We start from the raw sequence: 17,342 nt of genomic DNA, 5'->3' as shown, positions 1-17,342 counted from the left end.
ATCGCGCCGTGCCCGAGCTTCCTGAGGTCGAGGTCGTCCGATCCGGGCTTGCGCCGGCGGTCGTCGGCGCGCGCGTCACCTCGGTGGACGTCCTCGACGAACGCGCGCTGACCCGGCATCCGCTCGGCGCCGCCGACTTCGTCGGGCGCCTCGAGGGTCGTGTCATGACAGCCGCGGCGCGCCGCGGCAAGTTCCTTTGGCTTCCCCTGGAGGGGGAGACGGATGCCGTGGTCGCGCATCTCGGCATGAGCGGCCAGATGCTGCTCCGCGCGCCGGATGCCGTGGCGGAGCGTCACGAGCGTGTCCGTCTGCACATCGAGCACCCTCAGCACGGACGCCTGGCTGTGGTGTTCGCCGATCAGCGGACGTTCGGCTCGCTGGCGATCGACGGCCTCGTGCCCACAGGAGACGATGCGGCGGGTGGCTTCGGCACGGACCGCGCGCTCGTCCCGTCCCAGGTCGTGCACATCGCGCGGGACGCCCTCGATCCCGCCTTCGACGATGCTCGCTTCACCGCATCCGTGCGCCGTAAGGCCAGCGCCATCAAGCGCACGCTGCTCGACCAGACGCTGGTCAGCGGAATCGGGAACATCTATGCGGACGAGTCGCTGTGGGCAGCGCGGATCCACCCCGAGACCGAAGGCCGCGCCCTCTCATCCCAAGCCGTGCGCCGGCTCCTGGCCGAAGTGCGGCTGGTGCTGCAGAAGGCCCTCGCCGAGGGCGGCACCAGTTTCGACGCCCAGTACGTGAACGTGAACGGGCAGGCCGGCTACTTCGCCCACTCCCTGAACGCCTATGGCCGCGAGGGAGAGGCGTGCCCGCGCTGCGGCGGACCGATCCGTCGGACGGCGTTCATGAACCGCTCGAGCCACTTCTGCCCGCGCTGTCAGCGCCGGCGCTCCTTCTGATTTTCAGCCGACCTTCGGCAGTATCGCGCGTGAAGGCCCCGCGTGGTGCGCCGTGCACATCACGGTGGTGAGGGCTCATCTCAGAGGGCGCCGGACACCGGTGCGGTGACCGGCGGATCGTCAGACCGACGTTCGATCAGAACCGTGTCGCGCCACCGACCCGCGAAGGGACCGTACGACATGAGGGCGATTCGCTCGCGCCGTCCCACGCGCCGGAAGCCGGCGTGCTCGTGCAGGCGGAGGCTGGCGGTGTTCTCGGGGAACACCGACGACTGGATGGTCCAGACGCCTGAGCTTTCGGCAGCCCGGATCAGTTCTGCGAGCAGCATGCGACCGACGCCGCGGCCGGCGGCTCGGGGCGCGACGTAGACCGAGTGCTCGACCACCCCGCGGTACACCGCGCGGACGGAGACGGGGCCTGCCGCCGCCCAACCCACGACGATCGAGTCCTCAAGGGCGACGAGCATGAGATGCGGCAGCTTGCCCGACGCGAAGGCCTGCCATGACGGCGGCGGCTCCGACTCGAATGTGGCCTGCCCTGTCGCGATCCCGGCGCGGTAGATCTGCTCGACGTCCGGCCAGTCGGACGGCGACATGGGCCGGATCCCGATCGTCCCCATCAGCCGATGAGCGCCTTCGCGGCGTCGGCGAGCGTGCCGGTGGTGGGCCTGTAGTAAGCCCACTTGCCGCGCTGCTCGCGGGTGACCAGGTCCGCCTCCACGAGGAGCTTCATGTGGTGGGAGACCGTCGGCTGGGACAGGCCCACGGGTTCCGTGAGGTCGCATACGCACAACTCCCCGGCACTGCTTCCCGCGATCATCGAGAGCAGCTTCACCCGGGTCGGGTCTCCCAGTGCCTTGAAGACCTTCGCCAGGCCCTGTGCGGCGTCGTCGTCCATCGCCTCACCGGGCGTGCAGCACGACGCGGATGCTGCGTCGATGGTCACCGGCAGGGCATTCATGATTCCAGTCTGCCTCACGTATTGACATCTGTCGATATGAGCATCAGGATCGTGATGTCATACATCGAAGAACGTCAATGCGTGGAGGTCTCCGTGAATCCCATCGTCATCATCGGCGCCGGCCCCCAGGGGCTGGCGGCCGCCGCTCACCTGCTCGAGCGCGGGCTCACGCCGCTGGTGCTGGAGTCAGGCGACGCCGCCGCCTCGGCCGTCGCCGAGTGGGGCCACGTGCGGCTGTTCTCTCGCTGGTCGGAGCTCATCGATCCCGCATCGCGTCGCCTGCTGGAGCCGACCGGATGGACCGGCCCCGTCCAGGGATATCCGACGGGCGCCCAGTGGATCGAGGACTACCTCGCACCCCTCGCCGCAGTCCTCGGCGATCGCGTCCGGTACGGTGCGCGCGTGGTGGGCGTGGGGCGCAAGGGCCGGGACCTCTCCGTCGATGCTGGCCGTGCCGATCAGCCTTTCGTCGTCCACATCGAGCGGCCGGACGGCGCCGAGGAGCGGATCGAGGCGAGCGCCGTGATCGACGCGTCGGGAACCTGGCGGATGCCCAACCCGGCCGGTGCTGACGGACTTCCTGCTCTCGGCGAGAGAGCGGCGGCGGACGCCGGTCTGCTCGCGCACCGCATGCCCGCGTCCGAGGAAGCGAGCGCGCTCGCGGGCCGACACGTCGTCGTGGTCGGCAACGGCCACTCGGCTGCGACGACCATCGGCGTGCTCTCGCGGGTGGCCAAGAGCGCCCCCGGGACGCGGGTCACCTGGGTGCTGCGCCGCGGCGCCGTCGGGAACACCTTCGGCGGGGGCAGTTCGGATGAGCTGCCCGAGCGCGGCGCCCTGGGGCAGCGGGCCAAGGATGCCGTCGATTCGGGACTCGTCCGCCTCGTGACGGGGTTCCGCACCGAGCAGATCGTCCTCGACGGAGGGCAGGCAGTGCTCGTGGCGGAGGACGGGCGCAGACTGGAGCCCGCCGCGCGGATCTTCGTCGCCACAGGGTTCCGGCCTGACCTGTCCTTCCTGTCTGAGATGCGTGTCGATCTCGACGTCCGGCTCCAGGCGCCCGCGAAGATCGCCGCCGAGGTCGACCCGAACGTGCACTCCTGCGGGTCGGTCCGCGCCACCGGCGCGGCCGATCTCCAGCAGCCCGAGCCGGGCTTCTACATCGTCGGCGCGAAGTCGTACGGCCGCGCGCCGACGTTCCTCGCCCTCACCGGGTTCGAGCAGGTGCGCAGCGTCGTCGCAGCGATCGCCGGCGACCGCGAGGCCGCGGAGCGCGTGGAACTGGTCCTCCCTGAAACCGGCGTGTGCGGCGGCTCAGGGCTGTTCGATGCACCCGGCGAGCAGCCAGGCTCGGGATCCTGCTGCGCGGCTGAACCGCAGCTCATCCAGCTGGGCAGGGCGCCCGCCGCGCGGTAGGCCACCGGCGCTCAGCGGCGATGTCGATGCATCGGCGCCGCTGTGACCGCGACGCCGAATGGCTCTCGTCGATCAGCCCGGCATGGGGGCGTGGATCGCCTTCGCCCAGTCCCTGATCGCCTGCCGCTCGGAGTCGTTGCAGACGTAGCCGTAGCCGAGCGTGGCGTCTCCGACGGTGAGGGAGTTCAGGCCGAGGTAGGTGAGGGCGTAGCAGTCCGACATGACCTCGCCGCTGCCCTGGAACAGCCCGGCGTTCTTGAGCTTCATCGCCGGACCCACTTCGCCGTCGGCGGTGGTCTCCACATCGGTGTACTGGTACAGGTGCGCCAGCTCGTGCAGAGTCGTGAGGCGAGCGGCCTCCTCCCCGCCGAGCCTCTTCTCGGGCGGGAGGATGTGCACGATCAGCTCTTCCGGGTTGCTCGTCGTGCATCCTGCCGTCGTGCTGTCCGGGTTCTCGGACGTGCTGCACTCCGAGTCCGCGTTCCACTGGATGTCGATGAAGCCGTTCCCCGCGCTGTCGACGAGCTGTTCCTCGCTGGTCCCGGACGCGTTCGCGCGGCGGCCCTCCGCGGCGGTGATGAGCCGCTGCAGATCGGAGCGGTACTCGGTCGCCCGCTCGGCGAGCGTCCGCGCCTGCGCCTGTCTGACCTTCTCGAGGGCCGTGCTCGCCTTGAGCGCTTCCGCATCGGCCTGGAGCCGCTGGAACCTGGTGGGCTGAGTGACCAGGGGGGCGACGGGGTTGCCGTCGAGCTGGGCCGCGAGCTTCTCGTACTCCGCGCTCTCGGTGCGGATGACGGCGAGCTGCTCCTCGATCGTCGAGGCGGTGGGACGGCCGCCGTCCGACCCTCCACCGCCCGCGGTGGAGGCGCCCAGCCCGCCGATCACGACGGCGGCGATCACGATGCCCGCGACGAGGGTCACGCACCCGCAGCCGGCGAAGATCCATCCGAGCCCCTTGCGGCGCGGTGCGACCGGTGGTGCCGCGAAACCATTCCCGTACGGTGCGCCCGCGTAGGGCGGAGCAGCGGAGGCCGACCGAACGGTGACCTGCTGCGCGTAGCCGGGATTCACCTGTCCGATCCACTGACGCAGTTCGGGGTAGGTGCTCGGATTGGCGGCGATGACCGCGTGCAGATCGTACCGGCGGGCTGCGATGTCGGCGAGTCTCTGAGGGGGACTGGCGGGATCGCCGGCGGCGAGGAGATCGAGGTCGTCAGGGGCTCCGGTCATGTCCGCAAGCCTAACCACAGGCGCCGTGCGGCTTGGGCGCGGCCCATGCGCAGCCGGGCGATGCGCTGTGACAGGCTGGGTGGATGACCACGACCAGTACAGCCCTCGTCACCGGTGCGACCAGTGGAATCGGCCGTGCGATCGCCGCCGCACTCGCGGCGACGCACCATGTTCACCTCATCGGGCGCAACCGCGGAGCGCTCGGCGAACTCGCGGCGGCGCTGCCCTCGGCTGAGGTGCATCCGGCTGACCTCGCCGACGGCACGCAGATCTCCGGAATCGCAGAGGAGATCGACCGGCTCGATGTGCTCGTGCACAGCGCGGGAGTGCTGCACATGGGCTCGACCGAGGACCTCGACCCCGCCCAGTGGCGTGAGAGCCTCGAGGTCAACGTGCTCGCGCCTGTGGAGCTGACACGCGTGCTGCTCCCCGCACTGCGGCGCGCGTCGGGACAGGTGATCCTGATCAACTCCGGGCTCGGCCACCGTTCGATCGCCGGTTCCGGGGCATACAGCGCGAGCAAGTTCGCCTTGCGCGCGTTCGCCGATGCGCTGCGACAGGAGGAGGCGGAGAACGGCGTTCGCGTCACCTCCATCCATCCCGGTCGTGTCGCCACGCCGATGCAGGAGCAGCTCCGTGCCTGGGAGGGGCTCCCGTACGACGGTGACGCCTGGATCCGACCGGAGCAGGTGGCGGATGCCGTGCTCACCGCGGTGAACCTCGATCGCAACGCGGTGATCGGGACCCTCGACATCAGCCCGGCGCCGAGACCCCGTTCAGACCGCTGACGGACGGTCCACCGCGAAGGCCAGGTGCGGCATGTCCACGTCGCGATAGTTCTTCACGAACCGGCCGCGAACGGTCATGCCGAGCCGGATCGCGACGTTCATCGAGGCGATGTTGGTGTCGCGGATCTGGGCGTACACGCGCTCGGCGCCGAGTGACGCGAAGGCGTGATCGCGTACGCCCGCGGCCGCCTCGGTCGCGTAACCCCGGTGCCAATGCGCCCGGTTGAAGAGATACCCGACCTCGAGCACGTCCTCGTCGAGGATGTGCTGCACCGTGGGCCCGCACTGTCCGATCATCTCGCCGGTCTCGCGCAGGACCACGGCCCACAGGGCGTACCCGTCGTCGCGGTACCGATCCAGGGTCCGCTGCAGCCAGGTCTGCACCTGACCCTCGTCGAACGCGCCCTCGTAGGCGGTCATCGTGACCGGATCCTGCAGGATCGCACGCAGCGCGGGCAGATCCTCTTCGGTCATCTCACGGAGGTCGAGGCGGGGCGTGCGGAGGATCATCCTTCGATCCTCCCACTCACGCCGTCGTGAACGCGCGCCGCAGCAGCGGCCTGGTGGCGAGCGTGCTGAGCCACACGGTGAGGATGCCGGCGGCGAGCACGGCCACGATCGTCAGCAGCGAGACGGGCGCGACGATCAGCGTGATCCCCAGCAGCGGGAACACGACGATCCCGGCGCACAATGCGGATCCCAGGGCGGTGAACAGCAGGGGCGACATGATCGCGCGACGCCGTGCCGCGTCGACTGTCTCGGCGGGGACGCCGAGCTGGTGCAGGCTGCGGTGCAGCGGACGCTGGTCGAGAACGTCAGAGGCCTGAGTCACCCCGACGGATGCCGCGACCATCACGAACGACGCCACCAGCGTGATGATGAGGCCGGTGCGCATGTCCACGACCAGGGCGAGGTTCGAGTCCCCGGCATCCGACGCGCTCATGACGTTCATCAGCGAGACGCCGGTGCCGGCGAACACGGCCATGAAGCTCGCCATCGCGATGCCTCCGACCTGGCGCCACGCCGCCTTCGGATCGTCGAGCACCGTGCGCGCGGCGAGCAGGCGCGCAGGGGTCTGCGCCCGCTTGAGTCGGCCGCGGGAGAACACGGCGAGCGCCCACGGACCCACGAGGTTGAGCACCGCGAGCGTGCCGGCGAAGATTCCGGCGAGCACGACGGTGATCGTCACGACGCCGGTGAGGGCGGGGACCAGCTGGGCGGTGAGGAATGCGGCCGCCACCACGAGCACCGCGACGACGCCGCGCACCCAGTGCACCCGGGTGGCCTGGGCGCGCATGCGCACTCCCAGTGGTGAGACGATCACGCGCCGGAGTCCCAGAATCGCGCTGATCGCGGCCAGCAGCACCGCGCCGGCGCACACGACGGCGATCATGGCGGGCGAGAGCAGCACGGATCCGAGTCCGAGAGGCTCGCCGCGGAAGGGGATCAGGCCGATCAGCGGCGCGAGCAGCAGATGCCCGATGACGCCCGCCACCACGCCGGCGGTGGCGATCAGAGTCGATTCGACGACGGTCAGCGCGCCCACGCCTGCGGGTGTCACGCCCAGCAGCCGAAGGGTGGAGAGTCGCTCGTCGCGGCGACGGGCCGAGAGGCGCGCGGCGGCGCCGCCCAGGGATGCCAGGGGGACCACGAGCAGCACGAGGGCCACGGCCGCGAGCACCTGATAGATGAGTGCCATGTCGTCGTCCCACGTCCAGAACGACTGCGCGCCGCCCACGACCGTCAGCACGAGAGCCGTGACGATCGCGAACGCCGTGGCGGGGATCACGAGTGTCGGTGCGTTCCCCGGTGCGGGGCGCAGCAGCATCCGCATCACCGACGCGTTCATGCCGGCACCTCCGCATCCACGATCACGCCGTCGCGCATCCGCAGCACGCGCGTGCAGCGCGCCGCCACCTGCGGGTCGTGCGTGACGACCACGAGCGTGCGCCCCTGACCAGTGGTCGACCACAAGAGCGCGTCCATCACCTCCGCAGAGGTGTGCGAGTCCAGAGCGCCGGTCGGCTCGTCGGCGAAGATCAGCTCCGCCCCGGTCACCTGAGCGCGGGCGATCGCGACCCGCTGGGCCTGTCCGCCGGAGAGCTCGCCGATGCGGCGGTCCTCCATCCCGGCGAGGCCGAGCGACTGCAGCCAGGCGGCCGCCGGGCCGATGGCGTCCTGGCGCTTGGTGCCGTTGATCATCAGCGCGAGCGCGACGTTCTCGATGGCGGTGAGCTCCGGGATCAGCAGCCCCTGCTGGAACACGAACCCGAACCGCTCCCGTCGCAGCCGCGACCGCACCGATTCGGACTGGCCGGTGACGTCGATGCGCTCACCGGATGCCGACGTGAACGCGACCGACCCGCTGTCAGGGCTGATGATGCCCGCCAGCGCGTGCAGCAGCGTGGTCTTGCCGGACCCCGACGCGCCCATGATGGCGAGGGACTCCCCGCGGTGGACGGCGGCGTCGACGCCCGCCAGGGCGCGGGTGGGGCCGTAGTTCTTCGTGAGTGCGTGCGCGTTCAGGACCGGATCGTTCATGATTCCAGCATCCGATCCGGGGCATGCGCACGTCGTCGGCCCGGAGGATGACTCGGGCGCGGAGCGGTCATCCTCCGGGATGATCCGCAGTCCGCCTCACCGGGCGATGCCGGAACGGTGCGCCCACACGGCCACCTGGAGCCGATCGCGCATCTCGAGCTTGGCCAGGACATGACCCATGTGGGTCTTGATGGTGGGTTCGGACAGGTGCAGCCGTTCGCCGATCTCCAGGTTGCTGAGGCCGTCTGCGACCAGGCGCACCAGCTCGATCTCCCGTGGAGTGAGGATCTCGCCCGAGGGGAGAGACGGCGCGGCCGGACCCGGTGCGGCCAGCAGTTGCTCGACCACGCGCGCGGTGATCGCGGGCGAGAGCACGGCGTCTCCGCGTGCGGCGGCGCGCACCGCGGCGACCAGCTCCTCCACGGGGGCGTCCTTCACGAGGAATCCGCACGCCCCTGCCCGGAGCGCGGCGTACACGTGATCGTCGGCGTCGAACGTGGTGAGGATGAGGACCCGCCGATCAGGGTCGCGTTCCCGCACCGCACGCGTGGCCTCGATCCCGTCGACCCCGGGCATCCGGATGTCCATCAGCACGACATCCGGCGCGAGCCTGCCGGCGGAGTCGATCGCGCCGTTGCCGTCTTCGGCCTCCCCGACGACCTCCATGTCGTCCTGCGCATCGATCGTCGCGACGATGCCCGCACGCACCAGCGGCTGATCGTCGGCGACCAGGATGCGGATCATCGGACCGCCTCCGCACCCAGAGCAGTGGACTCCGCATAGGGCAGTACGGCGGCGACGGTGAAGGGACCGTCGGATGCGACGTCGACGTGACCGCCCACTGCGGCGATCCGCTTCCGCATCGCCGGGAGGCCAAGGCCCGTCCCGTCGCCCGTCGTCGCGCCGCCGGCCACAGGGTTGCTCAACCGGATGACGACCAGATCATCTTGCCAGTCCTCGATCCAGTCGACGTCGCCAGTGCCGTGCCGGAGGGCGTTCGTGAGCCCCTCCTGCAGGAATCGTCCGAGCGCGAGCTCCGAGTCCGAGCTCAGCCGACGAGGGACACCCTGGACGCGACGCTCCACGCTCAGGCCCAGGCCGCGCATCCGCTCGGCGAGTGCGTCCGGGGTCGCGGGCGCCGGAGACGGAGCATCCGCGTGTCCCTCCTGCAGGGTGCGCAGCGTCTGACGCAGCTCGCGGAGCGAGGTGCGGGCCGTCTCCTCGATCACCTCCAGCGCCGGGGCTGTGCGGTCGGGGGCGAAGCGGGCGACACGCGCCTGCGCCACGATGACGGTGAGGGAGTGTCCGAGTACGTCGTGCAGTTCGCCCGAGATCCGGGAGCGCTCGGCGCTGGCGGCCTGTCGTTGGCGGTTGTCCTGATCGCGTCTGACGAAGTCGAGCCGTTCTTCGAACAGCGCCGCGGTGCGCAGCTCCGCCCGGCGCAGCAGTCCCATCAGGACGGCGACCGCGCACACCGCCAGCAGGGCGACGCCCAGCAGCCAGGGAGCCGGCCCGAAACCGCTCCCGGTCACCGTCGGGTCCATGGCGTACCGCGCCGTGGTCAGCACGGGCGCGAGTGCGGCGACGGCGATCGCGACTCGTCTGCTCCCGCGCGCCGCCACCGCATGCAGGGCGAGCAGGAACAGCGCAGAGGATGGCAGGAGGACGAAGAACGCCGTGAGCGCGGCCTGTGCGGCGATGAGTGCCGTGATGAGCAGCAGCGTGACGGTCAGTGCCCGATGCACCAGGAGCAGGGTCGCGTGTGCGGCCGCCGCACAGGTCGTCACCGCGATGCCGATCGGGAGCGGCAGCGAGACGAGCGCGATGAACGCCGTAGCCGGCAGCAGGAGCAGCGCCGGCACGGCGACGATCAGGATCCGGCTCCATCGACGCATCCGGACTCCTCTCACACCGCGGGCGAGACGGATGCCCGCCGCTCCTCATACAGCACCGTAGCCGCAGCGACGGCAACACCGAGCAGCAACCAGGTCGAGTACACCGCGAACACGATCACGGCTCGCGCCCCGGCGCCGAGGTCGACCGTCGCAGGAACGAGGTGAGTCGCCTGGGCGACGAGGCCGACGACCATCAGCGCGCCCATGCTCATGAGCACGAGGGATCCGCTCCAGCCGCCCAGCACGACCAACCATCGGGGCAGGACGTCTCCGAGCTTCGTCGTGAGCACGATGAAGCCCCCTGCCGCGACGGCGAACAGGACGAGCTCCATCGCCGGGAATCCCACATCGAAGCCGCTGTCGTCGCCCTGCATCCACCAGATCGTCTTGAGCAGTGGATAGGGGACGCACAGCACGAGTCCGATGGCCAGCAGCGAGAGCCGGCCGGCGGCAGATCCGGTTGCACGCGACGCGCGTGACGTATCGGCGCGGATGGTCCGGGCGAGCCGGATGGCGATGAAGGCGCCCGCCAGGGCGAGACCGCGTGCGACAGCGCCGGGGACGTCGACCTCGGAGAAGGCACCGGCCGGGATGCCGGTCACCGCGAAGAACGCCCGGAAGCAGTCCAGCACGAACCCGCCAGATGCTGCGAGCAGCAGCACGGCACCGACCCAGGCCGCCGATTCGGCACCCGCGGCGCGTCCGGTGCGCAGTGCGCGAGCGCGCAGCAGCACGCCGAACACAACGGCCGCAGCGCCCACGACGCCCAGCCAGGCCGGCGGGAAGATCCGCGCGTACTCCGCGCCAGGACCGGTTGCGGTGGCGACACCGGATGCGACGATCACCGCGGCAGCGGCGAGGACAGGAACGACGGACCCGTGCCGAAAGCGGCGCGGTCGGGGTGAGAGCGTGACGGCTGCGTCTGCGAGGTCGGTGTTCATGACTCCAGCGTTCGCCACCGCGGGCGGCGGCGGATCGTACTCGGGTCGCTGCGTGAGCGACCCGAGTATCGATCCACCTGCTCAGTCCAGGCGCTTCTGCCAGGCGCCGGCGTACGCCCGCGGCACGAATCCCATCGCCTCGTTGATGTCGAGCATCGGCCGGTTCTCCTCGGCGTTGAACGTCGAGATCCTCGGCGATGCCGGCGCGATGCCGCGCCAGCGCATGACGTTCGCGCACTTCACGAGCTGACCGAGACGGTGCCCGCGGTGCTCCTTCAACGCCAGCGTGCAGTACTGATGGGTCACACCGGTGAGGTCCTCGCCGATGACCAGCTCGTTGAAGGCCGCCAGCGTCCCGGTGGGCACGTGCTCCACCGCGGCGACCGACATCGTCTGACCGCCCCCGATGATGCGCGCGTCGCGTCGGGCGATGCGGGCCGCGTCCCAGGTCTCCTCGTCGATCTCGAGGCCTCCGCTGGGAGCGTCCGTCGACATCCGCGACAGCGCCCAGGCGTAGCCGTCGCGCTGTTCGGGCGGGGTCGGCAGGTTCCACTCGACGAGACGGTAGTCCGGCCCGGCCGCGGCGATAGCCTCCGAGAGCATCCGCTCGACCGTCGACGGATCGGCCTGCAGGTCGAAGCCGCTGCTGCGCTCCACCTGCTCGAGCGTGAAGCCGTTCTGCTCCAGCAGGCGGGTGTGCGGGCTGGACGAGATCACGCCCCAGCCGGTCTTCGGCGTCAGGGTCTCGCTGCCGGGGACGGCCGGGTGCAGGGTCCACGCCTGCAGGGCCCGGCGGCCCTGCAGCCGCGCCTCCTGCTCCGCGCGGTCGAGCAGAGCCTGCCCGACGCCCGTGGACCAGTGCTCCGGGAGCACCATCAGGTCGACCTCTGCGCTGGTGGGCTCAGCGACCCCGCAGTACAGCGAGATCGCACCGATGATGCTGTCGCCGGCGCGCGCGATGAAAGTGCGGTGCACGTGATCGGTGCGGTCCTTCCACATGGGCAGCATCTCGGCGGCGGTGCGCTCGTAGTCGTCCACTCCGCTGTCGGCCAGACAGACGGCGTTGTTCAGGGCCACGGCTGCGATGAAGTCAGCGGCATCCGCATCGTCCAGCGACGCGGGGACGGCGACCTCGGTGATCGTCAGCTCTGCGGTGGGGAGGGTCATGCGAGTTCCTTCTTCCAGGCGCCTTCGTAGGCGATGGGGGAGAAGCCGATCTCCTCGTTGATCGAGAGCATCGGCCGGTTCTCCTCGGCGTTGTAGGTGACGACACGGGGCGACTCGGGGTAGCGCTCGCGCCAGGCGAGCAGGCCCGCGGTCTTCACGAGCATCCCGAGCCGATGACCACGGTGCTCGGAGAGCACCAGCGTGTCCCACTGATGGGTGCTGGTCGTCATCTGATCGGCGGCGATCGACAGCTCGTTGAAGGCGCACAGCTCGCCGGTGCCGATGTGCTGCGCGGCCGTGACCAGCGCGGACCACCCGCGTCGGAGGATGCGTTCGTCCTGCTCGACCACGCGGGCGGCGTCCCAGATCTCCTCCGGTGTGCCCAGGTCGGCATCCGGCGCGTCGGTCGACATCCGCGACTTCAGCCAGGCGTAGCCGTCGCGGTGCTCGGCGGGCGTCGGCAGACCCCACGACACGATCCGGTAGTCGGACGCGTGCCGCTGGGCGGTGGCGTGCAGGGCTCGGAGATGGCCCTCGGTCTCGGGCGACCAGACCAGCGCGCTGGCCCGCTCGACCTGCTCGAGAGTGAACCCGCTGCGCTCGAGGAACAGCGCTGAGCGATCGGCGGGGATCGAGCCGAAGCCGGTGGGGGCGTCGAGCACGGGCAAGGCTCCCGTGTCGTCATGGTGCTCGGCCCAGTGCTGGAGCCTGGCCACGCCCAACGCGCGCGCCGCGGACTCCACGTGCTCGTACACGGCACGACCGATGCCCTGGCCGGCGGCGGCCTTCGGCACGGCGACCGTCATGATCGCGGTGTCACCCGTGCCGTCGAGGCTCACATCGAGCGCCGCGCATCCGATGACGGCGCCGTCGCGCTCGACGTACCACTGGCGCTTGGTGCGCTGGGCGGTGCTGCGCAGGGCGGTCAGGAGAGCTTCGGGCGTGAGGAAGTCGTCCTCGCGACCGGTCGTCTCGAGGATGGATCGGTTGCGGACCTCCGCGTACTCGCGGATGACGGCGGTCGGCCCCGAGTCCGCTCGAGCCGGGAGCTCGAGCGGACGCAGGGTCGCGCCTGCGGGGAGTGCGATGGGCATGTTCTCGGTGTTCTCGGTCGCGATGCTCATCGCAGGCCCCTCTGCAGATCGAAGGTGAGCAGGGTGATCGCCTCGTGCTCGGTGATGCGCTCAGGGCGACTCGGGCGCGATGCGTCATCGACGATGTCGCCGGTGCGCAGGCCGCGCTCGAGCAGCCAGAGCCCGATGCGGAGGCTGAGGCGGTCGGACAGCGGGAGCCGCTGCAGGGCCGCCTGGTCGGGGATGTTGAGGATCTGACGATCCTCGGTATCCGGAGGGTGGATGGACGTGGTGTGCTGACGGTCGGTCAGCAAGGAGGTGCTCACGATGTGTGCGCTTTCTGTCGGTTGTTCTCATGGTGGGGAACGAAGCGGATGCCGGTGAGGCGCGCGGATGCGATGCCGGTGGCATCCGGATGGCACGCGCTCAGAAGCAGAGCGGACGTGCCGGGAATCGCCCTGGAACGGGCGGGGCGCCAGCCGCGCGGTGCGCGGGGCGACGATCATCGACCGGACGCGGAGCGTCTGACGAGTCGTGAGAGGTGCGGTGCGGCGTTATGCGGCCGTGCGTGCGAAGGCCACCGAGATACGTGGCGACTTCGCCGACACAGTGCCGGCGGTGCAAGTGACGCCGTTCAGCTTCGTGATCATCATCGGTGACCTCCTCTCTTGTGATCGGTGAGTCACGCTAGCGGGAAGTTCCCAGCGGAGTCAAGCATCCGGGCGTGTCCTCGGCGTGTCGCGCCTCGGGCCTGCGGTCGGGGAACCGCTCGGGATCGCTCCGGACGCAGCGCGGGATCCCCGCCGTTCCGCGGCTTTCGGGTAGCGTATGGGCGTGCTTCCCGCGACCGATGACGCCCTTCCGACGCTCGGAGTCCCGGCATGCATCTGAAGAGCCTGACGCTCAAGGGCTTCAAGTCCTTCGCGCAGCCCACGTCCTTCGTGTTCGAACCCGGTGTCACCTGCATCGTCGGCCCCAACGGCTCGGGCAAGTCGAACGTCGTGGACGCGCTCGCATGGGTGATGGGCGAGCAGGGGGCGAAGACGCTCCGCGGCGGCAAGATGGAGGACGTCATCTTCGCCGGGACGTCGACCCGCGGCCCGCTCGGCCGAGCCGAGGTGCAGCTCACGATCGACAACGGCGACGGCGCCCTGCCGATCGACTACGCCGAGGTCACCATCAGCCGCACGCTGTTCCGCAACGGCTCCAGCGAGTACGCGATCAACGGCTCGAGCTGCCGACTGCTGGACGTGCAGGAGCTGCTCAGCGACTCCGGGCTCGGCCGGGAGATGCACGTGATCGTCGGCCAGGGCCGGCTCGACACCGTGCTGCAGGCCTCGCCCGAGGACCGTCGCGGATTCATCGAGGAGGCCGCGGGCATCCTCAAGCACCGTCGGCGCAAGGAGAAGACCCTCCGCAAGCTCGACGCCATGGAGACGAACCTGACGCGGCTGAGCGATCTGGCCGGGGAGATCCGCAGGCAGCTCAAGCCGCTCGGCAGGCAGGCCGAGATCGCCCGTGAGGCGGCCGGGATCGCGGCGATCGTCCGTGATGCGAAGGCGCGCCTGTTCGCCGACGACGTGGTCGCGCTGCGCACCGCGCTGGCGGATCACACCCGTACGGAGCAGGAGCGGCACACCGAGCGGATCGTGCTCTCGGATCAGCTCGACACGGTGCGAACCGGCATCCAGCGGCTCGAGGCCCAGCAGAACTCCGCGGCGGTCGACGAGGCGCGTCGCGTCACGTTCGGGCTGGAGCAGGCGCAGGAGCGGATGCGGAGCCTGTTCACGCTGGCGAACCAGCGCCTCGCGCTGCTCGGCGGCGAGGACGACACGATCACGGCCATCACGGTGACGCAGGACACGATCGACGAGGCGAAGGACGAGATCTCCCGGATCTCCGAGGGCCTGGGCGACGCCCAGGACGCTGCTGCTGCCGCCAGTCGCGAGGTCGTCAACGCGAGAGCCGAGCTGGACACGCTCGATGTCGACATCGCCGAGCAGAGCGCACTCGTGTCGCAGTACGACATGCGGCTGACGACCCTGCGCGGCAACGCGGACGCCGCGGCATCCGCCCTCGCCGCGGTGCGCGGCGCGGTGCTGCGCCAGGAGAACGCCCTCGAAGCCGCGCACGCCCGACGCCGCGAGGCCGAGGAGGCGCTGGAGTCGATCGCGGATGCCGAGGCGCCTGACGGCTCCGCGGCCGAATACGCAGCCGCCTACGACGAGGCGCAGAAGCTGGTCTCGGCCGCCGAGAGCGATCGCGACTCGCTGCGCGAGCGACTGCACGAGGCCGAGCGCGAGGCGGATGCACTGACGGCGAAGGCCGCCGCCCTCGGCAGCGCGCTGTCGCTGTCCGGCGGCGCCGCCGAGATCGTCGCGTCCGGAGCATCCGGGGTGCGCGGGCTGGTCGGCGACGCCGTGCAGGTGCGTGCAGGCTTCGAGGCGGCCGTCGCGGCCGTGCTCGGCCCGCTCACCGAGGGCGTGCTCGTGGACGGCGTCGACGACGCATTCGCGCTGGTGTCCTCCGGTGGCGCCCGCGGAACCGTCGACTTCGTCATCGCCGACACCACGGTCGCTGTGACGCCCGTCGCCCTGGACGTGCCAGGTGTCGTCTCGGCCGCCGAGGTCGTGGACGCGCCGGCCGGCATCCGCGGCATCCTCGCCGCCGTGCTCGTCGCCGACGACCTGGATGCCGCTCGAGCGGCGCGGCTGGCGCTCGACGCGCTCGCGGACACACGCACGACGATCGTCACCCGCACCGGCGAGGTCATCACGGCGCAGACGATGCGGGCAGGCACCGGGGAGGCGTCACGACTGGAGCTGGCGGCCGAACGGGATGCGGCCACGGAGCGTCTCGCCGAGGTGCGGGAGACCGTCGCCGAACTGCGCGAGGCCCGCGAGGGCTCGACCGAAGCCGTCGAGGACGCGCGGCGCCGTGCGAAGGATGCGCTGCGTGCGCTCCGCGAGCACGACGCGGCCCTGGCCACGCACGCCGAGCAGGTGAACCGGGTGACGGTGCGGCACGAGGCCGCGGTCGCCGAGTGCGAGCGCCTGGAGGCCGGGCTCGCCCAGGTGCAGGGCACGGTCGCGGATGCCGAGGCGTCGGCCGAGCGCGCGAAGGCCGAGCTGGAGGCATCCGAGTCCGAGCCGCGGCCGGTGCTCGACGCGTCCGCGCGCGACGGGCTCCTCGAGGCGCTGGAGTCCGCTCGGGAGGGCGAGGTGCGCGCCCGCCTCGAGGTCGAGACGCTGCGTGAGCGCGTCCGCGCCGCGCAGGCCCGGGTCGTGTCGCTGGAGCGGCAGCGCGGGCAGGAGCGCGATGCCGCGGCGGAGGCCGCCCGCCGTGCGGTGATCCGCCGGGCGCAGCGCGAAGCGGCATCCGCTGTCGCCGACGAGGTGCCCCGGGTGCTCGACTCCATCGACCGCTCCGTCACCGAGGCGCGCCTGGCCCTCGCCGCCGCTGAGGCCGAGCGCTCCGCGCACAACGAGGAGCTGACCGGTCTGCGGGCGCAGGAGGGTTCGCTGCGCGAGCGCCTGGCGGGGCTCACCGAGAGCGTGCACGGCCTCGAGCTGCAGATCCACGAGAAGAAGCTCCACCTCACGAGCCTGCTCGAGCGCGTGGCCTCCGAGCTCGCCCTCGACGAAGATATTCTGATTGCGGAATATGGGCCGGATCAGCCCGTCCCGCGGGATCGCGATCTTGACGGCAGGAGCGCGGAGGAGCAGGACGAGAACGCCGCGATCCCGTTCGACCGGCGCATCCAGGAGCGACGGCTGAAGGACGCCGAGCGCAAGCTCGCTCAGCTCGGACGGGTCAACCCTCTCGCTCTGGAGGAGTTCGCCGCACTCGAACAGCGGCATGCCTTCCTCACCGAGCAGCTCGCCGATCTGACGAAGACCAGGCAGGACCTGCTGGCGATCATCGCCGACCTCGACGAGCGGATGCAGGTGATCTTCGCCAGCGCGTTCGAGGACACCAAGCAGGCCTTCGGGGAGGTGTTCCCGCTGCTGTTCCCCGGTGGATCCGGGAGCATCTCGCTGACCGACCCCGACGACATGCTCAGCACCGGCATCGAGGTCGCGGTGCGTCCGGTCGGCAAGAAGATCGAACGGCTCTCCCTGCTCTCGGGCGGAGAGCGGTCCCTGGCCGCGGTCGCGCTGCTGGTCGCGATCTTCAAGGCACGGCCCAGCCCGTTCTACATCCTCGACGAGGTGGAGGCGGCACTCGACGACGCCAACCTCGGACGGCTGCTGACGGTGTTCGAGCAGCTGCGCGAGAACTCGCAGCTCCTCGTGATCACCCATCAGAAGCGCACGATGGAGATCGCCGACGCCCTGTATGGGGTCTCGATGCGTCAGGACGGCGTCTCCGCGGTGGTCGGCCAGCGCGTGGGCGACCGCGCCGCGGCATCCGCCTGAGAAC

The 17,342-nt window shown here is 70.7% G+C and carries 16 protein-coding genes; 4 read left to right on the top strand and 12 right to left on the bottom strand.

Annotated elements, in window-relative coordinates; genetic code table 11:
* Nucleotides 1-8: 8 nt before the first annotated feature.
* Nucleotides 9-908, top strand: a complete 900-nt coding sequence (mutM, locus tag MIAR_RS05820) for a bifunctional DNA-formamidopyrimidine glycosylase/DNA-(apurinic or apyrimidinic site) lyase (RefSeq protein ID WP_285632699.1) — start codon at nt 9-11, stop codon at nt 906-908.
* Between the two features lie 80 nt (nt 909-988).
* Here the strand turns inward: mutM and MIAR_RS05815 are convergent, their stop codons facing one another.
* On the bottom strand, nt 989-1,528 hold the full coding sequence (locus MIAR_RS05815) for a GNAT family N-acetyltransferase (protein ID WP_285632696.1): 540 nt from the start codon (nt 1,526-1,528) through the stop codon (nt 989-991).
* The gene (locus tag MIAR_RS05810) at nt 1,528-1,869 is read right to left on the bottom strand and encodes an ArsR/SmtB family transcription factor (RefSeq protein WP_285632693.1); all 342 of its coding nucleotides are present in this window, start codon (nt 1,867-1,869) and stop codon (nt 1,528-1,530) included. The genes MIAR_RS05815 and MIAR_RS05810 overlap by 1 nt, the downstream gene beginning before the upstream one ends.
* Before the next feature lie 54 nt (nt 1,870-1,923).
* Here MIAR_RS05810 and MIAR_RS05805 point away from each other — a divergent pair, with 54 nt between their 5' ends.
* Nucleotides 1,924-3,285 (top strand): NAD(P)-binding domain-containing protein, encoded by a 1,362-nt coding sequence (locus MIAR_RS05805; RefSeq protein WP_285632691.1) that lies wholly within the window; start codon nt 1,924-1,926, stop codon nt 3,283-3,285.
* Nucleotides 3,286-3,357: 72 nt separating this feature from the next.
* Here MIAR_RS05805 and MIAR_RS05800 read toward each other — a convergent pair whose 3' ends face one another.
* Nucleotides 3,358-4,515: a variant leucine-rich repeat-containing protein gene (locus tag MIAR_RS05800; protein ID WP_285632688.1), complete on the bottom strand. Its 1,158-nt coding sequence runs from the start codon at nt 4,513-4,515 to the stop codon at nt 3,358-3,360.
* Nucleotides 4,516-4,598: 83 nt separating this feature from the next.
* Between MIAR_RS05800 and MIAR_RS05795 the strand changes: the two genes are divergently transcribed.
* The gene (locus MIAR_RS05795; protein ID WP_285632685.1) at nt 4,599-5,303 is read left to right on the top strand and encodes an SDR family oxidoreductase; all 705 of its coding nucleotides are present in this window, start codon (nt 4,599-4,601) and stop codon (nt 5,301-5,303) included.
* On the opposite strand, the gene MIAR_RS05790 is transcribed toward MIAR_RS05795, so the two are convergent.
* From MIAR_RS05790 to MIAR_RS05750, 9 genes are all read right to left on the bottom strand, one after another.
* Entirely contained in the window at nt 5,292-5,813 is a 522-nt protein-coding gene (locus MIAR_RS05790) for a GNAT family N-acetyltransferase (RefSeq protein WP_285632683.1), read from the bottom strand. The two genes, MIAR_RS05795 and MIAR_RS05790, sit on opposite strands and share 12 nt — an antisense overlap.
* A 16-nt stretch (nt 5,814-5,829) precedes the next feature.
* Nucleotides 5,830-7,152: an ABC transporter permease family protein gene (locus MIAR_RS05785; protein ID WP_285632682.1), complete on the bottom strand. Its 1,323-nt coding sequence runs from the start codon at nt 7,150-7,152 to the stop codon at nt 5,830-5,832.
* The gene (locus MIAR_RS05780) at nt 7,149-7,844 is read right to left on the bottom strand and encodes an ABC transporter ATP-binding protein (protein WP_285632679.1); all 696 of its coding nucleotides are present in this window, start codon (nt 7,842-7,844) and stop codon (nt 7,149-7,151) included. Before MIAR_RS05780 ends, MIAR_RS05785 begins: the two co-directional genes overlap by 4 nt.
* Before the next feature lie 96 nt (nt 7,845-7,940).
* Nucleotides 7,941-8,588, bottom strand: coding sequence for a response regulator (locus MIAR_RS05775; RefSeq protein ID WP_285632677.1), 648 nt, complete (start codon nt 8,586-8,588; stop codon nt 7,941-7,943).
* On the bottom strand, nt 8,585-9,739 hold the full coding sequence (locus MIAR_RS05770) for a sensor histidine kinase (RefSeq protein ID WP_285632675.1): 1,155 nt from the start codon (nt 9,737-9,739) through the stop codon (nt 8,585-8,587). The genes MIAR_RS05775 and MIAR_RS05770 overlap by 4 nt, the downstream gene beginning before the upstream one ends.
* 11 nt (nt 9,740-9,750) lie before the next feature.
* Nucleotides 9,751-10,680, bottom strand: a complete 930-nt coding sequence (locus MIAR_RS05765; protein WP_285632672.1) for a hypothetical protein — start codon at nt 10,678-10,680, stop codon at nt 9,751-9,753.
* 81 nt (nt 10,681-10,761) lie between these two features.
* Nucleotides 10,762-11,847: a GNAT family N-acetyltransferase gene (locus MIAR_RS05760; RefSeq protein WP_285632669.1), complete on the bottom strand. Its 1,086-nt coding sequence runs from the start codon at nt 11,845-11,847 to the stop codon at nt 10,762-10,764.
* Nucleotides 11,844-12,971 (bottom strand): GNAT family N-acetyltransferase, encoded by a 1,128-nt coding sequence (locus MIAR_RS05755; protein ID WP_285632666.1) that lies wholly within the window; start codon nt 12,969-12,971, stop codon nt 11,844-11,846. Before MIAR_RS05755 ends, MIAR_RS05760 begins: the two co-directional genes overlap by 4 nt.
* On the bottom strand, nt 12,968-13,246 hold the full coding sequence (locus MIAR_RS05750) for a hypothetical protein (protein ID WP_285632663.1): 279 nt from the start codon (nt 13,244-13,246) through the stop codon (nt 12,968-12,970). Before MIAR_RS05750 ends, MIAR_RS05755 begins: the two co-directional genes overlap by 4 nt.
* A 555-nt stretch (nt 13,247-13,801) precedes the next feature.
* Here MIAR_RS05750 and smc point away from each other — a divergent pair.
* Entirely contained in the window at nt 13,802-17,338 is a 3,537-nt protein-coding gene (smc, locus tag MIAR_RS05745; RefSeq protein ID WP_285632660.1) for a chromosome segregation protein SMC, read from the top strand.
* The last annotated feature ends 4 nt before the right edge of the window (nt 17,339-17,342 follow it).

This window comes from Microbacterium arabinogalactanolyticum, from assembly GCF_030268005.1.
Classification (GTDB): Bacteria; Actinomycetota; Actinomycetes; order Actinomycetales; family Microbacteriaceae; genus Microbacterium; species Microbacterium arabinogalactanolyticum.
Note: the sequence above shows the minus strand (reverse complement) of the source record. Positions and strands in the feature narration are given on the sequence as shown.